The sequence below is a fragment of the Alicyclobacillus dauci genome, assembly GCF_026651605.1.
In the GTDB taxonomy this organism is placed as follows: Bacteria; Bacillota; Bacilli; order Alicyclobacillales; family Alicyclobacillaceae; genus Alicyclobacillus; species Alicyclobacillus dauci.
The window spans coordinates 2,405,492-2,428,134 of record NZ_CP104064.1; the positions used below are offsets into that span (position 1 = coordinate 2,405,492).

23 protein-coding genes and 1 pseudogene are annotated in these 22,643 nt (G+C 51.0%); 17 read left to right on the forward strand and 7 right to left on the reverse strand.

Annotation, left to right across the window (positions count from 1 at the left end):
- Positions 1-12: 12 nt before the first annotated feature.
- Entirely contained in the window at positions 13-756 is a 744-nt protein-coding gene (locus tag NZD86_RS12300) for a polysaccharide deacetylase family protein (protein WP_268041991.1), read from the reverse strand.
- A gap of 127 nt (positions 757-883) precedes the next feature.
- Between NZD86_RS12300 and NZD86_RS12305 the strand changes: the two genes are divergently transcribed.
- The 5 genes from NZD86_RS12305 (at position 884) to NZD86_RS12325 (ending at position 4,312) form a co-directional block, all read left to right on the forward strand.
- Positions 884-1,075 carry a hypothetical protein gene (locus tag NZD86_RS12305; RefSeq protein WP_268041993.1) on the forward strand — a complete coding sequence of 64 codons (192 nt, stop codon included), beginning with the start codon at positions 884-886 and terminating at the stop codon, positions 1,073-1,075.
- Positions 1,076-1,179: 104 nt separating this feature from the next.
- On the forward strand, positions 1,180-1,629 hold the full coding sequence (gene cbpB / locus NZD86_RS12310; RefSeq protein WP_268041996.1) for a cyclic-di-AMP-binding protein CbpB: 450 nt from the start codon (positions 1,180-1,182) through the stop codon (positions 1,627-1,629).
- Positions 1,630-1,671: 42 nt separating this feature from the next.
- Complete coding sequence (locus tag NZD86_RS12315; protein WP_268041999.1) at positions 1,672-2,379, forward strand: biosynthetic peptidoglycan transglycosylase; 708 nt, start codon at positions 1,672-1,674, stop codon at positions 2,377-2,379.
- An 87-nt stretch (positions 2,380-2,466) separates the two neighbouring features.
- A complete protein-coding gene (locus NZD86_RS12320) occupies positions 2,467-2,703 on the forward strand; it encodes a biotin/lipoyl-containing protein (protein ID WP_268042004.1) in 237 nt (78 codons plus the stop codon).
- A gap of 271 nt (positions 2,704-2,974) precedes the next feature.
- Positions 2,975-4,312, forward strand: a complete 1,338-nt coding sequence (locus NZD86_RS12325; protein ID WP_268042006.1) for a methyl-accepting chemotaxis protein — start codon at positions 2,975-2,977, stop codon at positions 4,310-4,312.
- Positions 4,313-4,444: 132 nt separating this feature from the next.
- Here NZD86_RS12325 and NZD86_RS12330 read toward each other — a convergent pair whose 3' ends face one another.
- The gene (locus NZD86_RS12330) at positions 4,445-5,785 is read right to left on the reverse strand and encodes a cation:proton antiporter (protein ID WP_268042008.1); all 1,341 of its coding nucleotides are present in this window, start codon (positions 5,783-5,785) and stop codon (positions 4,445-4,447) included.
- A 352-nt stretch (positions 5,786-6,137) separates the two neighbouring features.
- Positions 6,138-6,797: a M99 family carboxypeptidase catalytic domain-containing protein gene (locus NZD86_RS12335; protein ID WP_268042010.1), complete on the reverse strand. Its 660-nt coding sequence runs from the start codon at positions 6,795-6,797 to the stop codon at positions 6,138-6,140.
- Between the two features lie 378 nt (positions 6,798-7,175).
- Between NZD86_RS12335 and NZD86_RS12340 the strand changes: the two genes are divergently transcribed.
- From NZD86_RS12340 to NZD86_RS12350, 3 genes are all read left to right on the forward strand, one after another.
- Positions 7,176-8,426, forward strand: a complete 1,251-nt coding sequence (locus NZD86_RS12340) for a glycosyltransferase family 2 protein (protein WP_268042012.1) — start codon at positions 7,176-7,178, stop codon at positions 8,424-8,426.
- 236 nt (positions 8,427-8,662) lie between these two features.
- On the forward strand, positions 8,663-9,499 hold the full coding sequence (locus NZD86_RS12345; RefSeq protein ID WP_407655256.1) for an ATP-binding protein: 837 nt from the start codon (positions 8,663-8,665) through the stop codon (positions 9,497-9,499).
- A 3-nt stretch (positions 9,500-9,502) separates the two neighbouring features.
- The gene (locus NZD86_RS12350) at positions 9,503-11,419 is read left to right on the forward strand and encodes a cobaltochelatase CobT-related protein (protein ID WP_268042014.1); all 1,917 of its coding nucleotides are present in this window, start codon (positions 9,503-9,505) and stop codon (positions 11,417-11,419) included.
- An 8-nt stretch (positions 11,420-11,427) separates the two neighbouring features.
- On the opposite strand, the gene NZD86_RS12355 is transcribed toward NZD86_RS12350, so the two are convergent.
- Entirely contained in the window at positions 11,428-12,456 is a 1,029-nt protein-coding gene (locus NZD86_RS12355; protein WP_268042016.1) for a LysM peptidoglycan-binding domain-containing protein, read from the reverse strand.
- A gap of 80 nt (positions 12,457-12,536) precedes the next feature.
- Here NZD86_RS12355 and NZD86_RS12360 point away from each other — a divergent pair, with 80 nt between their 5' ends.
- Positions 12,537-12,809: an SPW repeat protein gene (locus NZD86_RS12360; protein ID WP_268042018.1), complete on the forward strand. Its 273-nt coding sequence runs from the start codon at positions 12,537-12,539 to the stop codon at positions 12,807-12,809.
- 55 nt (positions 12,810-12,864) lie between these two features.
- On the opposite strand, the gene NZD86_RS12365 is transcribed toward NZD86_RS12360, so the two are convergent.
- The gene (locus tag NZD86_RS12365) at positions 12,865-13,068 is read right to left on the reverse strand and encodes a hypothetical protein (RefSeq protein WP_268042020.1); all 204 of its coding nucleotides are present in this window, start codon (positions 13,066-13,068) and stop codon (positions 12,865-12,867) included.
- Positions 13,069-13,418: 350 nt separating this feature from the next.
- On the opposite strand from NZD86_RS12365, the gene NZD86_RS12370 reads away from it, so the two are divergent.
- The 7 genes from NZD86_RS12370 (at position 13,419) to aroB (ending at position 20,343) form a co-directional block, all read left to right on the forward strand.
- Positions 13,419-13,544, forward strand: a complete 126-nt coding sequence (locus NZD86_RS12370; protein WP_268042022.1) for a hypothetical protein — start codon at positions 13,419-13,421, stop codon at positions 13,542-13,544.
- Between the two features lie 279 nt (positions 13,545-13,823).
- The gene (locus NZD86_RS12375) at positions 13,824-14,795 is read left to right on the forward strand and encodes an RluA family pseudouridine synthase (protein WP_268042024.1); all 972 of its coding nucleotides are present in this window, start codon (positions 13,824-13,826) and stop codon (positions 14,793-14,795) included.
- Between the two features lie 55 nt (positions 14,796-14,850).
- The gene (locus tag NZD86_RS12380; protein WP_268042026.1) at positions 14,851-15,942 is read left to right on the forward strand and encodes a M42 family metallopeptidase; all 1,092 of its coding nucleotides are present in this window, start codon (positions 14,851-14,853) and stop codon (positions 15,940-15,942) included.
- Entirely contained in the window at positions 15,933-16,970 is a 1,038-nt protein-coding gene (locus NZD86_RS12385) for a M42 family metallopeptidase (protein WP_268042028.1), read from the forward strand. The genes NZD86_RS12380 and NZD86_RS12385 overlap by 10 nt, the downstream gene beginning before the upstream one ends.
- Positions 16,967-17,959, forward strand: coding sequence for a zinc-binding metallopeptidase family protein (locus NZD86_RS12390; RefSeq protein WP_268042030.1), 993 nt, complete (start codon positions 16,967-16,969; stop codon positions 17,957-17,959). The genes NZD86_RS12385 and NZD86_RS12390 overlap by 4 nt, the downstream gene beginning before the upstream one ends.
- A 111-nt stretch (positions 17,960-18,070) precedes the next feature.
- Positions 18,071-19,228, forward strand: coding sequence for a chorismate synthase (aroC, locus tag NZD86_RS12395; RefSeq protein WP_326492561.1), 1,158 nt, complete (start codon positions 18,071-18,073; stop codon positions 19,226-19,228).
- The gene (gene aroB, locus NZD86_RS12400; RefSeq protein ID WP_268042032.1) at positions 19,225-20,343 is read left to right on the forward strand and encodes a 3-dehydroquinate synthase; all 1,119 of its coding nucleotides are present in this window, start codon (positions 19,225-19,227) and stop codon (positions 20,341-20,343) included. Before aroC ends, aroB begins: the two co-directional genes overlap by 4 nt.
- 133 nt (positions 20,344-20,476) lie before the next feature.
- Here the strand turns inward: aroB and NZD86_RS24745 are convergent, their stop codons facing one another.
- Complete coding sequence (locus tag NZD86_RS24745) at positions 20,477-20,821, reverse strand: transposase (protein WP_407655159.1); 345 nt, start codon at positions 20,819-20,821, stop codon at positions 20,477-20,479.
- Positions 20,822-21,285: 464 nt separating this feature from the next.
- A pseudogene (locus tag NZD86_RS24750) lies at positions 21,286-21,723 on the reverse strand (IS110 family transposase); the annotation flags it as partial.
- Between the two features lie 485 nt (positions 21,724-22,208).
- Here NZD86_RS24750 and aroH point away from each other — a divergent pair.
- Positions 22,209-22,577, forward strand: a complete 369-nt coding sequence (gene aroH / locus NZD86_RS12410) for a chorismate mutase (RefSeq protein ID WP_268042036.1) — start codon at positions 22,209-22,211, stop codon at positions 22,575-22,577.
- The last annotated feature ends 66 nt before the right edge of the window (positions 22,578-22,643 follow it).

Here is a 22,643-nt window from a genome sequence, read left to right on the forward strand (position 1 = left end):
TGAAGAGCAGTGTTACTTATGTGCGGCATTTGCGGCTGCTCGGGAAAGCCGTGACATCTCGGAAATCGTAATACATTGGTAACCTCGCTCCTGCAAAGCTGGCAAGATGATTTTCAGTGCGGAGATGGTTTGTTTACTGTTTCCTGTCCCATCGTGGAATAAGACAATGTCGCCTGGGTCGATGTGCGACATGACTGTCTTGACAATGTTGTGAACCCCGGGAGCTTCCCAATCCCGACTGTCCTCATCCCATGACCAGAGAACCACGGGGTAGCCATGGCGATAAGCGGTTAAGACCGAACGTTCGTCGTAAAATCCCCGTGGCGGTCGGAAGTATTTTGTGTCTTCGCCTGTTGCGCGTTGAATTTCATCGTGTGTTTCATTAAGTTCCTGTATTAGTTCACTTTCCGTCATGCGAGCCACATGCCGATGGGTGTATGTATGATTGCCGAGTTCATTGCCGAGAAGGGCTGTGTCACGTGCGATCTGCGGGTATTGCTTAACCTTGCGACCGATGAGGAAGAAAGTGGCGTGCTGGTGGTACGCTGATAATAGTTCTAGAACCTGGGGCGTATAAATGGGGTCAGGTCCGTCATCAAACGTGAGTGCGATCACTTTTTTATCCACCGGGAACTCCCAATGGGCGTAACCTAGGCGTTCAAAATAAAAACGGTCCTTCTTCTTTGCTCCTACCTCCGGAATACTCAATCCGCACACCAGCAACAGAGCGGTCATTAACAAAAAAACTCGTTGCATCTTGCTCATCCTTTCCGCCCATATGTTGCCCTGTATGCGGACAAAATTGCACCCAGATCCGAATAGTTGAAGGAATGGACGGTAAGGCTACGATTGCTGTCATCATGTTTTAGGGGGAGGCGACGACATGTCCAATAGTCCGGTGTCTGATGGTAACCAAGCGCACGGAAGTGAATTATTTTTAGACTCAGTGTATGACGGAATTGACCGTTTTCAAGAAGACGGCGGTGTTGCGCCTGAACTTGGACACCGACCGGAAAATCAAGTGGAGCCACCACCACCTCAAATTGCTCGTCGCAGAACAGGGCTAAAACAGTGATGGCGTAGGCGCGGCATTTATTGCCGCGTCTCTTTCGTGGTAAGATATATGGTGCAGCGCCGCAGAAAGCATCATGGCCGGCGAAAGGAGTCAACTTGAATCCTATGCAATCTATTGAAACCCTGACATTACAGGATGACGAAATCGCTCGCTTGGTTATCGACGCGGAAGACGTCGCGTGTGTCCATCCGGCGCATTCGGCCGAACATGCGTTGTTAGTCCTCATTAAATCCGGGTATTCGGCGATTCCAGTCGTTGCGAGTTCCGGTATCGTTGCAGGCATTATTAGCAAGACACTCATTCTCGATAGAATTCTTGGTTTGCAGCGGATCGAATTCGAATCTCTGTCGCAATTCACAGTTGAGGAAGTCATGAACACCGACGTGCCGCGGATTGGGGACGACCAAACGTTCATTCGGGCCCTCCAGTTGAGTATTGATAACCCGTTTCTTTGTGTCGAAGACAGCGATGGTCAGTTTTCTGGGTTGTTGGCTCGACGCGGAATTCTAGCATTTTTACATAACTTGATTCGCCAATCTTCACGGCCATCGTAGCATCTAGGTAAACAGCGACTCTTGGACACGAGGTGGGCGTGCTTGAAACGATTGGTCAAATCCCTATTCGGATTGCTCGTCTTGATGACTTTAGCCCTATTCGCACTAAACGGCTATTTTCGATTTGTCGATCCGGTCGCAGTCAAAGTTCGCACAGCCGCAAAGCAACAGATTCTGGATCATCACGTCCATCCTGTGAGTTACGAGCAGATTCCTGTGACATTCCGTCAGGCGATAATTGCGACTGAGGATCGAAGATTTTCGAACGACCCCGGAATCGATCCGGTTGGCATTGCACGAAGCCTTCTCGTGGACATACAAAAGGATGGCTATATTGAGGGCGGATCGACTATCACGCAACAACTTGTAGACAATACACTCCTGTCAAAGCGGAAAACCTTACATCGAAAGACGGTGCAAATGGTCTACGCTATTGGATTGTACGACACGATGTCCAAACAAGAGGTCTTCACACTGTACACGAACGTCATTTACTTTGGCCACGGCGCGTATGGACTGTACAATGCAGCTGAGACCTACTTCGGACGTACTCCGAATGCGTGCAACGCTTCCGAGTTGACCCTGCTTGCGGGGCTTCCCAACGCGCCTTCGGCCTACGACCCATTTCGGGCCATCTCTCTGGCGCGCAAGCGTCAACGCATCGTCTTGGAAAACATGGTAGACGCCGGGGTGATCACCCTGTCTCAGTCGAAGGAGATTTACAGCGAGCCGTTGCGTTTGAGGAAATAACCGGAGACACGTGAAACAGTTGCCGCGTTTACTTTTTACGTGTAGATTGAAAACAGCACGTCGTACGAGATAAAGGGGATATTTCTTATGGTAGATGTGAAGTTACCGCAACTTGGAGACAGCGTTGACAAAGCGCTTGTCACTGCCTGGTTGAAGCAGGTTGGCGACCAAGTCGAAAAGGACGAGCCGTTACTCGAAGTGACAACGGACAAGGTGACCATTGAGGTCCCATCGGATCACACTGGAACGTTGAAGGAAATCCTTGTTAAAGCCGGTGACAATGCGTCGATGGACGATGTCATTTGCCGCATTGAGACGGTCTGATGTGAGATGGGCTGGTGGATCAGCCACATGGCTGGGTCCATGAATAGGTAGTGACTATATTACATACGCGCAAGGCTGTTCCTCTAGCAGCTTCCACTGCTTTGTTGGAACGGCCTTTTTGTGTTGTGCGTACGGAAACCCTATAACTTATAGATGATTCCGATCTACCCCTCGTGAAGGATTTAGCGGCTTTTTGTGGAATTCCCTAAATCGAACCATTACATAAGAATAGCTACGCACAATATTGCATCGGAACTGGAGGAGAACTTACATGGTCAGCGAAATTGTATCCGAATCCACCGGGGTGGTTCGTCAAGCCAACAGAGGTGCAGGTTTTAGCGTTCGCAACAAGATCATGATCGTCACTATCGTCAGCCTTTTGATCAGTCTTGTCATCAGTGCGCCAATTTCCACGCAGGTTTCGAATGCGATTAACCGAGTCGGATCACTGCATCAGTTCCATATTGGTACATATGTCAATGCTCTGGTCAGCATCATCGTGACGACGAGTCTCGTGATGGCATCAGTTCACTGGATGGTCATTCGGCCACTGCACCGACTGGTTCAATCCATCGAGCAGGTCGCGGAAGGGCGATTGGCCCTCGATGAGTCAACCTTCTCAAACGATGAAGTCGGTAAAGCTTCACGAGCCATGGTTACCATGACGGCCTATTTGCGGGAAATGATTCGTGACGTTCAATCAGCCAGTGATCAACTGGCCGCCTCGGCTGAAGAGCTTACGGCGAGTGCAGATGAATCAACGCAGGCAACGGAACAAGTGACTCGAACCGTGCAGGAGGCAACAGAGGGGTCTGAAATCCAAGTTCAGCAAGCGGAAGCGGTACAGGCGAGTTTCAAAGAAGTCGGATCGAAAATTGAGGCCATTATTTCGAATGTCGATCTCGTCGTCCAGACGAGTAATGGGACACTAAGTGCGTCGGATAACGGAAAACAAACAGTACATAAGACTAGCGAGCAAATGACCCGAATTCAATCCAGCGTGATGGAACTTGCCGAGGACGTCAAGCGCCTTGGGGATCGATCTCAACAAATAGGAAACATCATTCAAGTCATTCGCAGTGTTGCAGACGAGACAAATCTGCTGGCACTCAACGCGTCAATTGAAGCTGCTAGGGCAGGTGAGGCTGGAAGAGGTTTCGCGGTCGTTGCAGACGAGGTTCGCAAGCTTGCCGAACAATCAGCGGACGCCACGAAGCAAATTGAAGATATTGTTCACAGTATCCAACACGAGATTGGCACGACAGCCGACAGGATGGGTTTGTCGTCGAAGGAAGTTGAGCACGGGATACGTGAGGTGCAAAATACCCAAGAATCGTTTGCTGTTGTCGAAGAGAGTGTCATCAAGACACGTGAACACACGGATTACGTAAAGGAATTGGCAGCTGCCATTGGCACGGAAATCGCTGAATTCGCACGGCGAATCAGTGATGTGGAAAACGTTTCGCGGCGTACTGCCGAGGGCATGCAAACCGTCGCTGCAGCGAGTGAGGAACAGCTCGCTTCGATGGAGGAGATCGCCGCATCTAGTGCCGCGTTGACGCAAATGGCGGATCGACTCTTATCTGCGACAAAACGATTTACGCTGTAGGCAGATAGGCAGAAGATGTACCAGATGGCTGTCGCGTAGGGGATGCAACAGCCATCGGTGCTTTTTTGTCAGGTGTCTAATACCCCAGACGGGTCCGAGTAAACAGATCGTACGTATACGTAGGGAAAGGGCTTACGTTTCAGCGAGCTCTGTTGCTGAAAGGGTATCCAATCGAACCTCTTCTTGCGACTTCTCAATGACGAGATGTTCGTCGCCCGGCATCAGCGGTTTGCCCTTGTGCAGAACATAACGCAACCAAGCTCCCGCCATCCAGGACGTCATCAAAGCGAGCATAACGAGGATGGCAAAGAAATTTTGGTTAATGATACCCAGGGAGTACGCAACTGTAGAGAGCACGATACCCGGACCTCCTCGGGCATTCATTGCCGCGGCGAAGTTTACGCTCGTGAGCTTGTCGCGCTTGATGACTCGGCACGTCAGATAGACGACCACGCTCTGTACCACGGTTGCGAACAGCAGATAGAGAATGAAGAAGCCGACACTAAAGTTTTTTGCCAAATTCAGTTGTAAACCGACAATGGCAAAATACAGCGGGATGAAAAAAGCGAAGGAAATCTCCTTGACACCCGATTCGACGCGCTTAAACAGTTTCGCTGGCAACGCAAATTTCGTCGCGATCCCTGCCATGAGTGCACCGTACATCACGTCGACATTCAGGTAGCCCGCGATATCTGACAGGGCGAACAAAATGACGAGAAAGTACCCGAGAAACGAGGCGCGGAACAGCAAATTTGCCCGTTTCGTGTTGACCCGCTTGAGCATCCAAGGAACAACTCCGATGCACACAATAAGGAAGGCAAACGTGACGATGAGGCTTTTTGTAATAATCCATAAGTTGATCCCGTTGTGAGACGCGACGATGCTCGATGCCACGGCGAGCGCAACCCATAAAATGAGATCGTGTACGCCTGCGATAGCGATGACTATCTTGGCGAATCGACTGTGCATGATCCCTAGGTCGGAAAATATCTTTGAGATTACCGGAATTGACGTCACGGCAATGGAAATGGCGACGACTATCTTCAGGGCGACCACGCTGTGTGCGGGTCCCAGGAACTGTGCCGGATCGAACAGATAGGTTGAGAGCCATCCGATAACGAACGGAATTGCGGTCGAGCCGATAATGATGGCAACCCCCGTTTTGACGTCCGATTTCTCAAAACGGGACTGGAACTTTAATCCTGCGTTGTACAACAACAGAATCATGCCCAACTGGTAAACTAGCCCGAACAATGACCCCTCCGAAGAAAAGCCAAGATACAACCAATGAAACGCTGATGGGAATAGAAACCCCATACACGTTGGCCCGAGCAGCAATCCACCTGCAACCTCACCTATCACTCTGGGGATGGCAAGGCGCTCAGCAATATACCCGAGTAGATTCGCGGCCGCGAGAAGCACGACCATACCAAACAAAAACCGCGTCAAATCTCCTCCTGCCAAACTGAACATTGTAATACCCCTCTTCCCACCGAATTTACGCCTACTAGCAGTCGTAAGATACACTATGTGCCAAGGGGTAATCTGTCCAAGACGGACACCTACCATGGACTAGCGTTTAGCATCGTTGGGCTAGAAGTTAGACGATTGAAATGTTGTTGGGAGGCAAACAAACGAAAGGGCTCCCACTCTTCGAATGCAATGTGTGGGAGCCGTAACTTCGTCCCAACGGTGAAGGTGCCGTGTGCCACATGGATGTTATTTTTTGAAGTATGCACGGCCCTTCACCATTGGAACCATATCATGTTCCAAATAAAGGATAATTATACTACCGGGTGAAAGAGCGATCGACTGAGATGGATGATTACCACGTGATTCCGATCTCACTGCATATCGCGCGGACTATACGGAGCTGATGTCCGACGCGGATTTTCAAAGGTTGCTGCATTGACGTTTCCACCGTCACTGCAGGAATACCAAACATCTGTCCGACGGATGTCCGGAACGAGCCTTGGAGTTTCCCTTGTCTCATTGAAAATTTCGCTTTTTGGTCCGAGATGGTGCGGTTTACGGCGTGAATCGTCCGATTGACCGTTGGAACGGCCAATTTGTTCGGGTAGACGATAATGGTCTGACCGAGTTTTCTAGGATTTAGACGATAAAACCCATTCGCTTCGTGCAGATCGATGCACCATCTTGGTCGATACTCGCTAACAAGAGATAGGAGCTGTTGTGAGATACGATGACGTGCTCTACCTTTGGCATGACGTGGAAAAGTCCGATTTAAATCCGGTGTTCCGCGTTTTCTTTGCTGAAAGGCCCGGATGTTTACCGTGGGCACAACAATCATTGTACCGCTCTCAATATGTGCATGAATCAGCCGTGTAGCCGCTATGATGCCAGCTATTTCCGTTCCGTGGATACCGGCTGTAACCAGAATGGTCGGCCCTCCGCGCCTGCCCTTTAACACGTAGTACGGCGTTTTGGGGTTGTTCACAAGTAGATGTCTCTCGACAACATTCATCTGTGTGTCCCCCTAAACAACTGTTACCAGCAGGGTATACACATGTCTGTGGCAAGATCACGGCTACTTTACACGAATGATTCATTTGGTCTCTGACTTTGATCAAGACTGTAGCGGGTATGACTGCATTACGATTTCCTCATACATTCAAGAACTTCTCCACATAATTTCACCACTGACTCCACTTCATCTACACGGTTTTCGTTATAATCATGACGGAACGGTACAGAAATCTTGATTGTTAAACGTCTTTCACTTTTTCGGCCGTAATTAACGTTGACAAGGAACTCGGAATTCGGGAGGATTATGGGTGGACCTGTCCGTCAACTGTCAGATGACGGACTGTGAAATGCTGACGCGGAAAGATGAGGGTTACATGTGTCCCTAGTATACGGTGTTCTAAATGGCCTTTACAGTATCATGCAGATTATCACTGGGGCAATAGCAATATATCAATTGGCGCTGTCCGTTTTCGGCTTCTGGGTCAAAAAAGAAAAAATCATTCACGGCCCGACAAAACGCTTTGCAGTAATTGTCCCTGCTCACAACGAGGAACGTGTCGTTGGACCACTCATTGACAGTCTGACGTCACAGCATTATCCGTCCGAGTTGTTTGACATTCATCTGATAGCTGACAACTGCACAGACCACACTGCAGATGTCGGTCGGATGCACGGTGCTATTGTGCATGAGCGGACAAACAATGAGGAACAGGGTAAAGGATACGCAATTGAATGGATTCTTCAACAGATTGTTGCTTCAGGTGAGCGCTATGACGCAATCGTGATGTTTGATGCTGATAATCTGGTCGACCCAGAGTTTCTCAACATCATGAACGATAAATTATGTCGCGGAAACAAAGTCATCCAAGGTTATCTCGGGGTGAAGAATCCGTTCGACACATGGGTAAGTGTGTCTTTGGCCATCACTTATTGGTTTGACAATCGAATGTGGCAGAAAGCTCGCCAAAACCTTGGTATTTCCTGTGCTCTTGGGGGCACGGGTCTGTGTATTGATTACCCCCTATTACAAGAGATGGGGTGGAAGGCAACTGGACTCACGGAGGATTTGGAATTCGGCGTCCGATGTGTTAATCGCGGCATTATTCCCATGTGGGCACACGAAGCGAAAGTGTATGATGAGAAGCCAACGAGTTTTATGGCGTCATTTCGTCAGCGATTACGCTGGCAGCAAGGCCATTTTCAGTGTGCCAAGGAACATATGGTTCCCTTGCTCAAAGACGGGATTAGGGAACGGAACTTGGCCAAGTTCGACACAGGAATTTACCTTTTTCAACCGATGAGATCGATGATTTTGTTTGTCGCAGCAATGGTTATGTTCGTTGTGCAATACGTGATGCCGAAACAAGCGATTGATACATCGTCGTGGCAATTAATGCCAACCAGTGTTTGGGTTACCGTGAACGTGCTGTTGTTTGCTCAGATGCCCATTGCAATGTTGCTCGAACGTGTAAATTGGAGAGCTTATTTCGGTTTAATCACGCTTCCGTTTTTCTTGTGGACATGGGGGCCCGTTACCTTACAGGCCTATTTCACGAGGTCGAACCGAAAATGGTATCACACGGCCCACAAGCGGGCTATTCGTTTGGATCAGCTAAAGAGTCGCTGATTCCAATCGAAATCCTTTTTACCAAAAAGCGGGGTGCTGTTCTGGCACACCGCTTTTTGGCGCTTTAGGGTTGACTCACGTTAAACGTCGTGCAGTATCCGTGCCGACCTAGTCTTGACTTGACTTTCCCTCATCTGTAAGCGACGGTAGTGAGAGATCAGGTTTCAAAAGGAGTTTGAATCATTGTGGGTAAATGGACATTGAATGACATAGAGATACAGGAAGTTGCCACACCCCTGACCGTCGCGAGCTATCGGGACACTGTCAGGGACGAAGGCTTTGTGGCAGCAGAGGAAGACCTCCTCAACGACGCAGTCCTGGCGTTAAGCTTGTCAAAAAACTTGCTGTTACGGGGGCCTACGGGATCAGGAAAGACCAAGTTGGCACAGTCATTAGCAGAAAAATTTCGGTTGCCCATGGAGTCAATTAATTGCTCTGTCGATCTCGACGCCGAATCACTCCTCGGATTCAAAACGCTCACTGCGGAAAACGGCCAGACCGTGGTTAGTTACGTCGAAGGCCCCGTGGTTCGCGCCATGCGGGAAGGGCATCTACTATACATTGATGAAATCAACATGGCCCGACCTGAAACGCTGCCGATTATAAACAGCGTCCTCGACTATCGGCGCCAACTGATGAACCCGTTCACCGCCGAAACCATCGTGGCACATGATAAATTTCGGGTGATAGCTGCCATCAATGAGGGGTACGTCGGAACGCTTCCCATGAACGAGGCCCTGAAAAACAGATTCGTGATTGTTGACGTTCCTTATCTCACGGGCGAACCCCTTGCTCTGTTGATCCAGTCGCGTAGTCGGCTGCAGAACCGTGAACTCATTGATTTGTTTGTACAGCTGTCTGGAGATCTCGTCCGAGCAACCAAACTCGGCGAGCTGAGTGACGAAGCTGCTTCCATTCGTGCCCTGTTAGATGCTTGTGATTTTGCTGCCTATATCCCACCACTTCGCGCCGCAGCACGAGCCATCGCATCAAAACTGGAAGACGAGCGAGAACAACAACTTGTATTGAACCTCGCCGAGAGTTATTTCGCCGGTTGGACGGCTGGTGCCTGAGCCATGCAGACATTTCGATTTGACGATCCTTATGAAACGTGGTGGGCCGAAACCCAATTGGCTGATTTAGCAGTGGCCCTTAGCGGTACGGAAGGGCTTCAGGTCTCTTATGCTTTGCACTCTGTTTTTAAGCCAGTGACGAACGAAGTGACCATCTCCACGTTTTGGGAGGCACTGCCTATCAAACAGCGCTTGTTGGCGCAAAAAGCGGATGTCTATCTTCGCGTCATTGGGAACCGCTTGTGGACAGATTGGGACAAAATTATGTTGGCGTTGAATGCAGCAGAGGGATCGAAATTCCCGAAATTGTTCACACAGATTGTGTGTGCAGCTGAAGACAGTCGGCTCGTCAATCGGATTGTCCATTCTAGGCCAGGGACTAAAGAATCGCTTCGTGCCCGTGCCATTTTGTATGCAAACCATTTGCATCAAAACCGCCGCAGTCGTTTACAAGCACAAAAAGCAGCTGATATCGTTTTTGCAGATGTTTACAGAGCGATCATCCCGTTTGGGGAAGCGGATTCCGAACTCGGGAAGTTCCGGAACGATCCGCTGTCGGTTTCACTAAACGAAGCGATCTCCTTGTTTTGCCGTCGGGTATGCATCGCCAAGGATACGACGGCTGTCGTAGATGCATCCGTAGAGTTAATGGAACGAATTGAATGTCTCCATCTACTCGACGCGGATGCAACAAATAGTCTATTCGCTTTTGACGTTGGCCACCTGCGACTGAGAGACCAAGAGCATGTTGATGGCGGTGACAGCGAATCTGCTGCTCGTAAGTCAAAAGATCTGCGTGATAGTTTCAAGGCTGACGCAGCTCAGAGGGAAGAAATCGAAGTGTGGACACAGGAGCAGAACAGTCGTGCACCGGGTGCTTTTTCTATGGAGACGAATGATGACGAATCCAGTCCTTCAAGTGATACGCGTGCTCGCATGGGCAGTGATCGTCCAACGTCAGTGGAGACGCGCAGAGGTCATAGCGACGCAGGTAGACACGACGATTCTGGGGAAGCGGATCGGGAAACATCGGTTGTATTGGGTGGAGAGAAGGGTCTAAACGCGCCAGATTCAGTGAGACTGAAGACTGTGGACAGAAAACCCGTCACGTGGGAAGCACGGGAGAAAGTCGGGCACTGGCACGCAGAAACAGATGCAAGTCAAAGAAAACTGGTCAAGTTGTTTGACCGAGTTCTCTTGCACAAAATGCAGGCACGCCAGCATAACGCGCGATACGGACGACTGGATAAGCGATTGACTCGGCTCCTGACGGATCCTCATCCTCACTTGTTCTACCACAAGGCTGCGCGAGACAATACATTCGACGTAGCGGTACAAGTACTTGTCGATTGTTCGGGGTCGATGTACGACAAGCTGGAAGCACTAAAACCGCTCATTTATTTGTTGCACGCGACGTGCCGACGCCTCCAAATTGCCCATGACGTATGTGGATTTTGGGAAGATACCCTGACCACGTCTGTGGCTCAAACCGGTATACCTGTGACCCACTTATTGCACGCCATATCGTGGAGCGACGGCGCGCGCTCGGATGTTGCTGGACACATTGACGAGTTGGAGCCGCAATTGGATAATCGCGACGGGTTTGCCATACGTGAAGTGGGCAAATTACTGCTTGCTCGTCCAGAACGGGAGAAGTGGATGATTGTGCTGTCGGACGGGGAGCCAGCGGCCCAGGATTACCGCGACGCCGTCTTAGACACGAAAAACGCAGTCCGCACGCTTGTCAGTCAAGGCGTGCACGTTATGCACTTGTGCTTAATTGAAAACAACGATACGCGTCTGGTTGAGGCCATGAAACAGATGTACGGCCCCGGTTGTCTCGTTGTCCCCGGCATAAACGAGTTGCCGAAAGCAATGGACAAAGTCCTGTCGACGTTGATTCAACGGTCGGTTCTGTAACCAACGAGTTACACAGCTGACATGTGGAAAATGTCAGACACATACGAGACAGAGTGGTTGTAATCATAGATAGCGTGATATGGATCCCTGTTAAACCCTTTTTCTTTCAGCATATGCGCAGCCGTATAGATGGCGTCTTGCACATTGTGAATATTGGGGTACTTGTGTCCCGGTGCAGGAACTGCGTAGATCCGAAATGTCTCGGGCATAAATTGCATGGGGCCGATAGCTCCTGCAAAGCTCACGTCGAAACCTTTCGTGTCGAAATCCGTTTCTTCTTTATGAATGGCAGCCAGCACAGTCCAAGGAATTCCATATCGCTTTCCGGATGCTTGGTAGACGGGAATTAACGATTTCGGGGCGTTAGATATCAATTTTTTACTTGCCTCAGTAGGGTGATATGTAGCCTGTCGCGCGTGAATCGTCAGTTTCTGACCAGCATACAGGTTGCTATTCATACTCAGGCCGTTGTCGGCACGTAACTTGTCGATGGGTACCCCGTAAGCAACGGAAATACCCCATAAGCTATCACCTTGAGCTACCGTGTATATGAGACTACTTTGGCTTGTTGTCGACGATCCACTTGTCATCACTAATTTTTTCGGAATTCGCAGCGCTTGTCCAATTTGCAAGAGATCCGTTGTTAGATGATTGTCCGCTTCTAATGCAGCAACGGTTGTTCCATGCGATTTGGCTATGGACCACAAACAATCACCTGATTGTACGTGAATGACAAGTTTAGGTGAGACAGGTACCGAACGATGTTGATGGGAGAGTGAATGCGTATGGATATAGTCGGGAAAGATAGGCGTTTCATCATGTGTCCCGGAATTTGTTCCCGATCCGGTGTTCGTTCCCGTCTCGCTTGTGACTACATGCGTGTCCATCTCACTGTCAGTCATTCGAGAACTCGCTTCTTGACGGGATGAAGCGCTTCGGCTGGTCCACAACGAGCCACCTAGGAAATACGTAAAGGCAACGACTGCTAAGACGAATGCGAGTACAAGAGAGAGGCCTGTCCGAACCTGCCTAATCACACACATCTTCCTTTCGAGAGCTTGTCTATAGAAGATGTACGCGTGGAAAGAGGGAAACATGCCTCCGTTTCAAGGAATAGATGCTCGTCCAAACATACGGTCGGTTGGTCGGACATAGAATGTCATTGTGGGTCGCCTGTGCAACGGATGTATCGTCAAGCACGCGAAAGGAAGCGAAGCGAACCATGTGGCAACTGTGGTTGACCGGTCTTATTGGAATCTGGCTCATCATCTCGCCGTGGATCTATAATTACGCAAGCCAAGCCGGTGCGCTGTGGAACAGTATCATTTTCGGTGTCATTGTTTTAATTTTGGCAATCTGGGCAGCTGTGCAGTTCAAAAATCGCTCATAGTCTAAGGGAATGCACAGGTGACCCTAAAAAATCCGCCCAAATGAGGGCGGATTTTTTATGCGGACAAATGACATGACTCGATTACTTCCAGGAGCACGCCAACGAATTGCTCTGCTGACAACGGACAGAGTTCCAGTTCAATTTCACCTGTGGCGGGGTTTAACAATTGAATGATATATGTACAGTTGTGTGTACAATCCAACTGATTTGGATACGCGGCATGCTCTTTACCCAAAATTCGAAAGTCGTAATGGCTCATACAGAACACCTTTCCTGGCCTTCGTGCTTGTTCGTCCAGTTCAATTCAGGCCACAATATCAATATTTGACCGATAACACTTTTGGCAAACGTATCATACACTGCCCTAGGAAGCGACGAGGGGATAAGAATCCCCTCCGTCTAGGGCACAATGCTCTAGACGGAGGTTTAAATATATATTTTGTCTCAAGAAGGACATGGTCGTTTCATCATTCGTTGCCCCGGTAACATGCCTTGCGTATTGGCACGGTGACAAAGGATTACATATGGAAGTCTCAGAAAGACAGGCGGCCCTTAAACGTGGCCGCCTGTCTTTGATCACTTTGCGTCTGGTTGGAAGGAGGGCGGCTGGTGACACGATTTCTTCGGTTTCTCAACTTGGCTGCTGTGACCAGCTTGGGAGCTTGTGCTTCGTCGATTTGCCTTTGGATAGTTAAACGTGTTGCTGTTTCCCATCGATATCGCCTCCAGAGCTAACGTACCCGTGGAGGTACAGGATCATGACTGGCAAAGAAAGCGAGTGAGAAGCCACGGTTTGGTACGATGAGAATTACCAGTACCCGTTTCGCAAAAACTACAGGCGGAAGGTGAGATAAATGCGGACACTTGACAAGCTATTGTACACGGCAATACTCGGAGGTTTGGTCGTCATTGGACTTTTGTATCTCTTAATTGGCACAAATCATTTGTTCTGACACTGGCACAAACAGGCGCAGCCCTGCATAATGAAGGGCAGCCACCGGAGGTGCCAATTCGATGTACAAATTTACCGTAACTGAAAAGGAAGCCGGGCGAAAATTGTCGACGCTGCTTGCCAACCAACACGGGATGTCTCGTCGGTTGATACGTCGGTCAATTGGCGTTGACGGAATTAAACGGAATGGCCAAAGGGTTATGTTATCCGCAGTCGTACAAGCTGGAGATGAAATCACGGTAGAATTTCCGGAAGAGGTATCGAATGTAGAACCTGAGGCCATGACACTCGATATTTGCTATGAGGACAATGACGTTCTCGTTGTTAACAAACCTGCGGGAATTCTCACCCATCCATCTGCACGTGAACGGACGGGGTCCCTTCTTGCAGGCGTTGCCGCGTACTTGTCTCCACAAGGACTGGTGCCGCATTCCGTTCACCGGCTGGACAAATATACGTCTGGTGCCATTCTGTACGCGAAACACGCTCATGCCCATCACTTACTGGATATGGCGTTGAGATCGAATTTAGTTCACCGCCATTACGTAGCGCTCGTTTACATAGCGGACGACACGCTGGTACCTCGGGAGAAGCGGACGCTTGAAGATTACATTGCGCAAGACCCAAACAAGCCATCCCGCCGAGTGATTGGGGATGAGAACACTGGACAAATGGCCGTCACACATGTTCAAGCAATTGCCTCGATTGGCAATCTCCACGTTTGTGTATTTCAGTTGGAGACCGGGCGCACACACCAAATTAGGCTACAAATGGCATCTCGTGGAATGCCATTGGTTGGGGACAGGGACTATACATATGCCTTCAGTGGCGAACCACCTACCGATGAAGCTCGCTATTATGAACGTGTACTACCGCATCAAGCACTCCACGCGTACCGCTTACGGTGGAAAATTCCCACCAATCACGTTGAGCACGATGTATATGCGCCTCCGACAACTGAATTGGAGGAACTTTGGTCACTTTTTGGTGGGGCAGTTCGTCTCCGCGAATTGACCGAACGGGCCTCCAGCTGAATGGAATCCGCATCCGTTTCTGTTTTTGGTAAACTACAAGGAGACTTTTGTCTTTATGACGGTCGAAAGGAGTGTTGTCATGACCGGTTTTAAACATCTTGATACGCTAAAGGAACTTGTGACTCTTCACGGTGGACCTGGTTTCGAGCATGACGTCCGAGCTCGAATTGAACAGGCTTTTCGAGCATATACCGACGATATTCAGGTGGATACCCTAGGTAATCTCGTTGGGGTCATCAAAGGAGAGGGAGAAGGGCGGCGACCACGCATCCTCTTATCCGCGCATATGGATGAGATCGCCCTTGTCGTGACACACATTGAAAAAGGCGGATTTTTGCGCGTTGCCCAGGCTGGCGGATTCGACCCACGAACGCTTGTTGGGCAGGAGGTATTCGTACATACAAAAAGCGGACGGTTGCTTGGCATTGTCGGATCGAAACCACCGCATCTGACCGCTCCCGAAGAGCGGGGGAAAGCAGCCCCACTCGAAGACTTATTTATCGATCTCGCCACAAGCGAAGACCATGTTCGGGAACGAGTTGACGTTGGCGACAGAGTCACCTTGTCGCGAGATGTCTATGATCTGCAGAACGATCGCATTGCGGGCAAGTCTCTAGATAATCGGACCAGCGTTGCCATCATCTTAGAGACACTAGAGGTATTAAAGGGCCTGCGGCATGTTGCCGATGTATACGCCGTTGCCAGTGTGCAGGAAGAAGTTGGGGTTCGCGGTGCGGCGACCGTCGCCTATGGCTTGAACCCGGACATCGCTGTCGCCATTGACGTGACGTTTGGAGCGTTTCCGGGACAAGCGTCTGACGAAGGATTTGTCCTCGGGGGTGGCCCCGCCATTTCGTTTGGGCCAAATCTACACATGAAAGTATTCCGGCATCTTACCTCCGTTGCGGAACGAGAAGGCATTGCGTATCAAATTGAGCTGTCTCAGGGACCCGTCGGTGCGGACGCACGAGCGTTCCAGATCGCTCGCGCGGGCATCGCTTCCGCACTCGTTGGCATCCCCATTCGCTACATGCACACGTCCGTCGAGACGGGCTCATACCGTGATATTGTCGCCTGTGCACGGCTTTTGGCCCACTATATCGCCGACGTCGGTGGGGACACAGTGGAGGGATTGTCATGCTACTAAAGAAACTGTCCGAAGCCATGGGTCCGTCGGGCTTTGAGGATGAAATTCGGGACCTGATTCGAGCCGAAGTGACACCGCTTGTGGACGGTGTCCGAACCGACGTGCTCGGCAACTTGATCACGGTGAAGGGCGAGCAGAAGCCTGGGCCACGGGTCATGCTTGACGCCCACATGGATGAAGTCGGTCTAATGATTGTAGAGGTTTGTGATGGGGGTAAGGATGGCGGGTTATTGAAGTTCCGTGCCCTTGGCGGGATCGATCCACGGGTTCTTGTGTCCAAACCTGTCTTCATTGGCGAGAACCGCATTCCGGGCGTGATCGGGGCGAAACCAATTCACCTGCAGGAGTCAGAGGAACGCCGCAAACCGTTACCAATGGACCACCTGTATATTGATATCGGGGCAAAAGACGCGGAGGATGCGAAAAAGATGGTCAAGCCTGGCGATGTAGCCATTTTTGCCACGCGGTTTGGCGAAATTGGTGAGCGGGCCGTCAAGGGCAAGTCATTCGACGATCGTATTGGTTGTTCTCTGCTCATCGAAGCCCTCAAAGACACGTACTCCATGCCCCTCATTGGTGCCTTCACGGTGCAGGAGGAGATCGGACTACGCGGTGCCCAGGCGGCTGCTTACGGGATCAATCCCGACATTGCCATTGCTCTGGAAGGCACCGTTTGTTTCGACGTCGTAGGGGCTGCGTCACATGGCCAATCAACTGTCATGGGTCAAGGGCCTGCACTGACCATTCAGGATGGTCAGACTGTGGCTGACAGACGCTTTCTCGAGTTCATGATGGAAGTAGCAAAAAAGAACGGTATTCCCTGCCAACTTCGCCGAGTCAAGGGTGGGAGTAACGATTTTGGTGTCATTCACAAAGTGCGCGCGGGGGTAATCGGCGGTGCAATTTCCGTGCCAGTACGTTACATTCACGCGCCAGCGCAAATCGCATCTCTGGACGACTATGAAAACTCACTGCGTCTCTTGCAGGCGATTCTACAGGAAATTGGACGAGGAGGTTTTACGGCATGAAGGAGTTGATTCTTAAACTCGCAAAGGAAATCGCGCCATCTGGATCGGAACGCGCATTTCAATCTCAGCTGTTGGCGGAAGTACAGGACGTTGCGGACAACGTTCACGTCGATACGCTTGGCAACGGGATCGCTCGCAAAAACGGTGAGGGGCCACATATTATGCTCGCGGCACACGCGGACGAGCCGGGCGTCATGGTTGTCGATATTGATGATGAGGGCTTTCTCCGTCTCATCGCTGTGGGAAACTTGGATCCGAAGCATCTTTTGCATCGTCAAGTCGCGTTCACAAATGGCGTAAGGGGATCAATTGAGCTGGAGGAGAAAGTCAAAGTCGCGGACGCTACATATGACCACCTGTTCGTCGATATCGGGGCGACATCGAAGGAAGACGCACTCGGCCGCGTTTACATAGGTCTTGCGGGCGTCGTAGTCAACGATGTGACGGAGCTAGGTGAACGGAAACTGGTCGGCCGCGCTTTGGACAATCGGGTTGGTTGTGCTGTAGCCATCCAAGCATTTCGGGAATTAGCGGCGGCGAACCGAAACGTTACCCTCGTCTTTACAGCTCAAAGCGTCGTCGGTGCACGTGGGGCTCGCACGGCTGCTTATCAGATTGCGCCTGATCTCGCTCTCATTATCGACGCTGCACCGGCAAGCGACGTACCCGACGGGAAACGCACGTCACTGAAGCTGGGCGGTGGGCCGGCTGTGAAGATTATGGATGGGACTGCAATTGTCCCCATCGATGTGAAGGACCACTTGATTGAGACGGCTAAAAAAGCAAACCTGACCGTTCAATATGAGGTTTGGCCAGGTGGGCAGTCGGATGTTGGGTCTGTTCAGTTGTCTGTCGATGGAATTCGTATCGGCGGCGTTTCGTATCCAGCACGCTATGTTGGTTCGACACAAACGGTCGTCGATTTGCAAGATGTTGAACAAGTCCTGCAGTTGACAGTTGCGGCGGCAAAAACATTCAAACAGGCGTAATGAAATGATCCGGCAGCACACCGCCTCGAGTGGTGTGCTGTGATATAATACGGGCTATTCAATCGGCTTTATCTGTTTTTTATCTAGGATTTGATTTAGGAGGGGCTTCTTTTGATTCGGTATTTGTCAGCAGGGGAATCGCACGGCCCAGGTCTGAGTATTATCATAGACGGCTTCCCGAGCAATCTCCCCGTCTCCAAAGACGTTATTGACGACCAGCTTCGTCGTCGTCAAATGGGGTACGGACGCGGGTTCCGGCAGCGAATTGAAACCGATACGGTTGAGGTTACGAGCGGCATTCGTTTTGGCAAGACACTCGGTACGCCAATCACGATGAATGTGGCGAACCGAGACTTCAAGAATTGGACGGAACGGATGTCTGTCTTCGGAGACAAGCCAGATGACTTGAAGGAAATTTACCGTCCACGACCAGGTCATGCCGATCTCGCCGGTGCCATCAAATATGACCACGAAGACATCCGCAACGTGCTCGAACGGGCCAGTGCCAGAAACACGGCGACAATCGTAGCAGCTGGTGCGCTGGCAAGACAGCTCCTGGGGCAGTTCGGCATCCAAGTCACGGCTCATGTGGTTGAGCTTTGCGACGTTGTAGCGAAAGACTTGCCAGATGATCTCGACGCCCTGATCGAAGCTGCAGATGCATCGGAAGTCCGTTGTGCTGACAAGGAAGCGGAAGCACAGATGATTGCGCGTATCGACGAGGCGAAGAAAAACGGCGATACGGTTGGCGGCATCTTTGAAGTCATCGTACGTGGGTGCCCCATTGGGCTCGGTAGCTATGCCATGCCGGATCGGAAATTGGATGGTCGTCTCGCTGGTGCGCTCATGAGCGTCCAAGCCATTAAGGGCGTGGAGATTGGCCTCGGATTTGAGGCTGCACGACGCTTTGGCTCGAAAGTCCACGATCCAATTGCGCACAACGGCTCACGATACCTGCGTTCGTCGAACGGGGCTGGTGGTCTCGAAGGCGGCGTGACAAACGGGGAAGATGTCGTCATTCGCGTAGCTATGAAGCCTATTTCCACACTCTACAAACCGTTGCCAAGTGTGAACATGAAGACGAAGGAAACAGAACTCGCTGAAATTGAACGTTCCGACTACTGCGCCCTGCCAGCCGCGTCTGTCGTGGGAGAAAATGTAGTGGCATGGGTTATCGCCGACGCGTTGACGGAAAAGCTTGGCGGAGACTCATTAGAGCAAATGAAGGATAACTATGACCAGTACATCAAGCGGGTGAGCAGACGATGAGACGTATCGAAGTCCGAAGCGCCGCGGGCACGTATCCCATCATGCTCGGGGCGGACGTCTTCACGCAAGCTGGTTCGCTGGTGCTGGAACTGGGGTTCCGCCGGGGCACCAAAGTGACCATCATCACGGATGATACTGTAGCATCTCTTCCGTTTGCCGATACCGTACTCACATCCTTGGACGAAGCCGGATTCGTTACCCAGACACTCACGGTTCCGGCGGGTGACAGTAGCAAGTCGATGGATATGGCCATAGATTTGTACCGGGGTTTGTTAAAGTTCGGGATGCGCCGGAGCGATCTCGTCGTCGCGCTAGGCGGCGGAGTCGTTGGTGACTTGGCTGGGTTCGTAGCGGCCACCTATTTGCGTGGAATCGCATTTGTGCAAGCGCCAACGACATTATTGGCGCACGATAGCAGCATCGGCGGTAAAGTCGGCATTAATTTGCCCGAAGGGAAAAACTTGGTGGGTGCTTTCTATCCGCCGCGCGCCGTTTTGTATGACTTGTCTGCCCTTCGCTATCTGCCTGTTCGTCAATGGACAAACGGGATGGCGGAAGTGATTAAACACGGGATTATTGCAAATCCGGAATTATTTGCGAATTTAGAAGCGAAACCGTTGACGGAGTGTCCTCTACCCGATACACTCGAGCCAATTCTTGCCGCAGCCATCCAAGTGAAAGTGGACGTCGTTCAAGCGGACGAACGAGAATCGGGTCGACGACAGGTTCTGAATGTGGGGCACACCATTGGGCACGCAATCGAACAGCGATCACACTACCAGTTGGGACACGGCGAAGCCATTTCCATTGGTATGGTCCTCGAAACAAAGCTAGCGCAAGCGAGAAATCTATTGGCTCAAGCAGATGCTCTTCGGATTGTTTCTGTACTTGAGGCGCACGGTTTACCCGTTCGCACGCCGGCCGACGAATTTTCCGAACTGCGAGGACTTATCGACGTCGATAAGAAACACGGGAGCGCACTTTGGACGTTTGCCCTACCTGTCGCGATCGGCGACGTGCGAGTTGTAAGCGATGTTCGACCTGAGGAAGTAGAAGCGGTATACGTTCAATCGCTGAGAGCAGCGGTACGATGTCAAGGCCATAAGTTAACATAATATCTTTAGAGTCGCTGCTTTTTTGGAGGTGGTGCCGAATTTAGCAACACTCAACTAAGCCCACCCTACCTAGCTTTTCACATTTTTCCTGTAAAGCTAGGAACTGGTGGCCCTGGTACCGATCACGTTTATGTTATGCGCGTTGTCGGATCACCTCCGGAGTGTAGAGTCGGTTGGTCTTTAGCAGATAGAAGACCACCCGCATTAGTTTCCGGGCTGTAAGCGCAAGGGCACGTCCCTCGGCAAATTCTTTCGGCTCCGCTTTCTTCTTGGCATAGTACTCGGCAAAAACAGGGTCGTGCACCCGGACGCTGTTGGCCGCTTCAACCATGTAGTACTTGAGATAGCGGTTGCCAGAATGAATGAGTCGAGTTCGGTTTGCTGTGAACTTCCCGGACTGGTGAACTGTCCAAGCGAGCCCGGCATGCTTTGCTGCTTCCGTGTGACTCTTGAACTGGCTAACGTCCAGTTCAGCCACAATGCCAGAAGCGAAAATGGGACCGATACCGGGAATGGAATCGAGCGTTTGCGGGATCGTCGCCAAGTGGTCCTCGATGCCTTACGCAGCGCCTTAAGCTGCTCTTGTGCCGTGCGAATCATGCGAATGCTGGACGCCATCGCGAGATTCACCGAGTCCGACATCGACTGCGGCAACCGGTACGAGGAGCGAGCGGCCTTCTGCAAGGCCTGAGCGACTGCCTCGGGGTTTTCGAAACGATTCTTGCCATGCTCGACAAGGAAGTCAATGAGACGATCCAAGGACATCTCAGCGATTTCCTCGGCGGATTCAAATTCCTCCATGACGGCCAATGACGTGGCAGAGAGCTTGTTTCTACGAAAGGGTCCAGTGATGGTATAGTCACTGAACTTGAGAAACAGGTTCGTCATGAGGAAATTGCTTTCCCGAGTCAGGTCCTGCATCAGGTGATAGCGAGTACGTGTCAGACGTTGCAGCGCCATGAGCGGTTCGCTCCACGTAAACGGATGCGGGAGAAGGCCTGTCCGAAGCTTGGCTGCGATGAACCAGGCATCCACTCTGTCGTTCTTGGGGGCGCTCAGGAAATGAGACTTCTTAAACTCCCGGATGAGGCTGGGATTAAAGACGTACACCTTACGCGGAACGCCGAAGTCCAAGTGACGTTGCAGATACATGGCGGCATGAGTTGAGAAACAGCCCGTATGTTCGAGGCCGAAAAGAATCTCTTCAGACTGGAGCTGTTTCGCCAGCTTGGTGATGCGCTCCTGAAACTCTAAAATACCGGGACGATTGTTGGTAACAGTGAATCGACTCACTGGTCGTTTCTCATCGTCCCGCGTCAAACAGCAAACCACGTTGGCTTCGCTGCTTACATCAATTCCGACAAATAACGGAGAGGGCATGGTATCACCTCCTTCGGCTGGGATGCAGATGTCTACGGCCTTGGGATGACCCTGGGAAACCCATGAACGACAGCCTTGCGAGCTATTGGAATACACCGGGCGTCATCGGTGCACGAGCCTCCCTCTGCTGGCAGGAGGGATGACTGACCGGGAAACAGTCAGCGTGTAGGTCTATTCCATGGGGCCAGGGGAACACTCTCAATTCGGAAGACACCCTTAAATAAGGGGCAACGGGGGGCATTGGAACATTCCCTTGGTAAACACCTAAGGCTATTGTCCCAAGGTCAGCCCAAGGTCGCAAACAGTCTGTGTTTTGAGTTGATGGTCACGGTGGATGGACTCCTTACGGCTCCCGCGCTTACGCTTGGGCTACATCCTCCACCTACTAATTTTCAAGGAACAGAAATTTATAAGAGTAACTATTTAATCTGGTTTTATGTAAACCAAATCGGTAGCTGCTCTTAATATACAAGGGAGGCTTGACCATGAAAGTTCGGGGAGTGCGCGGAGCAACCACTGTGCCCGCTGACACGAGTGAGAATATCTTCGAGGCAACAAAAGAGTTGATGGAAGAAGTCGTGCGTTTAAACGACATTGACGTGGACGACGTCGCGAGTGTTCTATTGACCATGACACCGGATTTGTCCGCTGCGTTTCCAGCAAAGGCTGTCAGGAGTTTGCCGGGGTGGCAGTGGGTGCCACTGATGTGCGCCCGAGAAATTGGTGTTCCGGGCGCACTGGCGCGGAGCATCCGTATCCTCATTCACTTAAATACGGATAAGCGCCAGGATGAATTGGTCCACGCTTATTTGGGAGAAGCCGTACAACTGCGACCCGATTTAGCCACCGACTAACACTTTGTCATCATAAAGCAGAGTGGTCCTAGGCGAATGACGGTTGACGTGAGACGGTTTGGCATA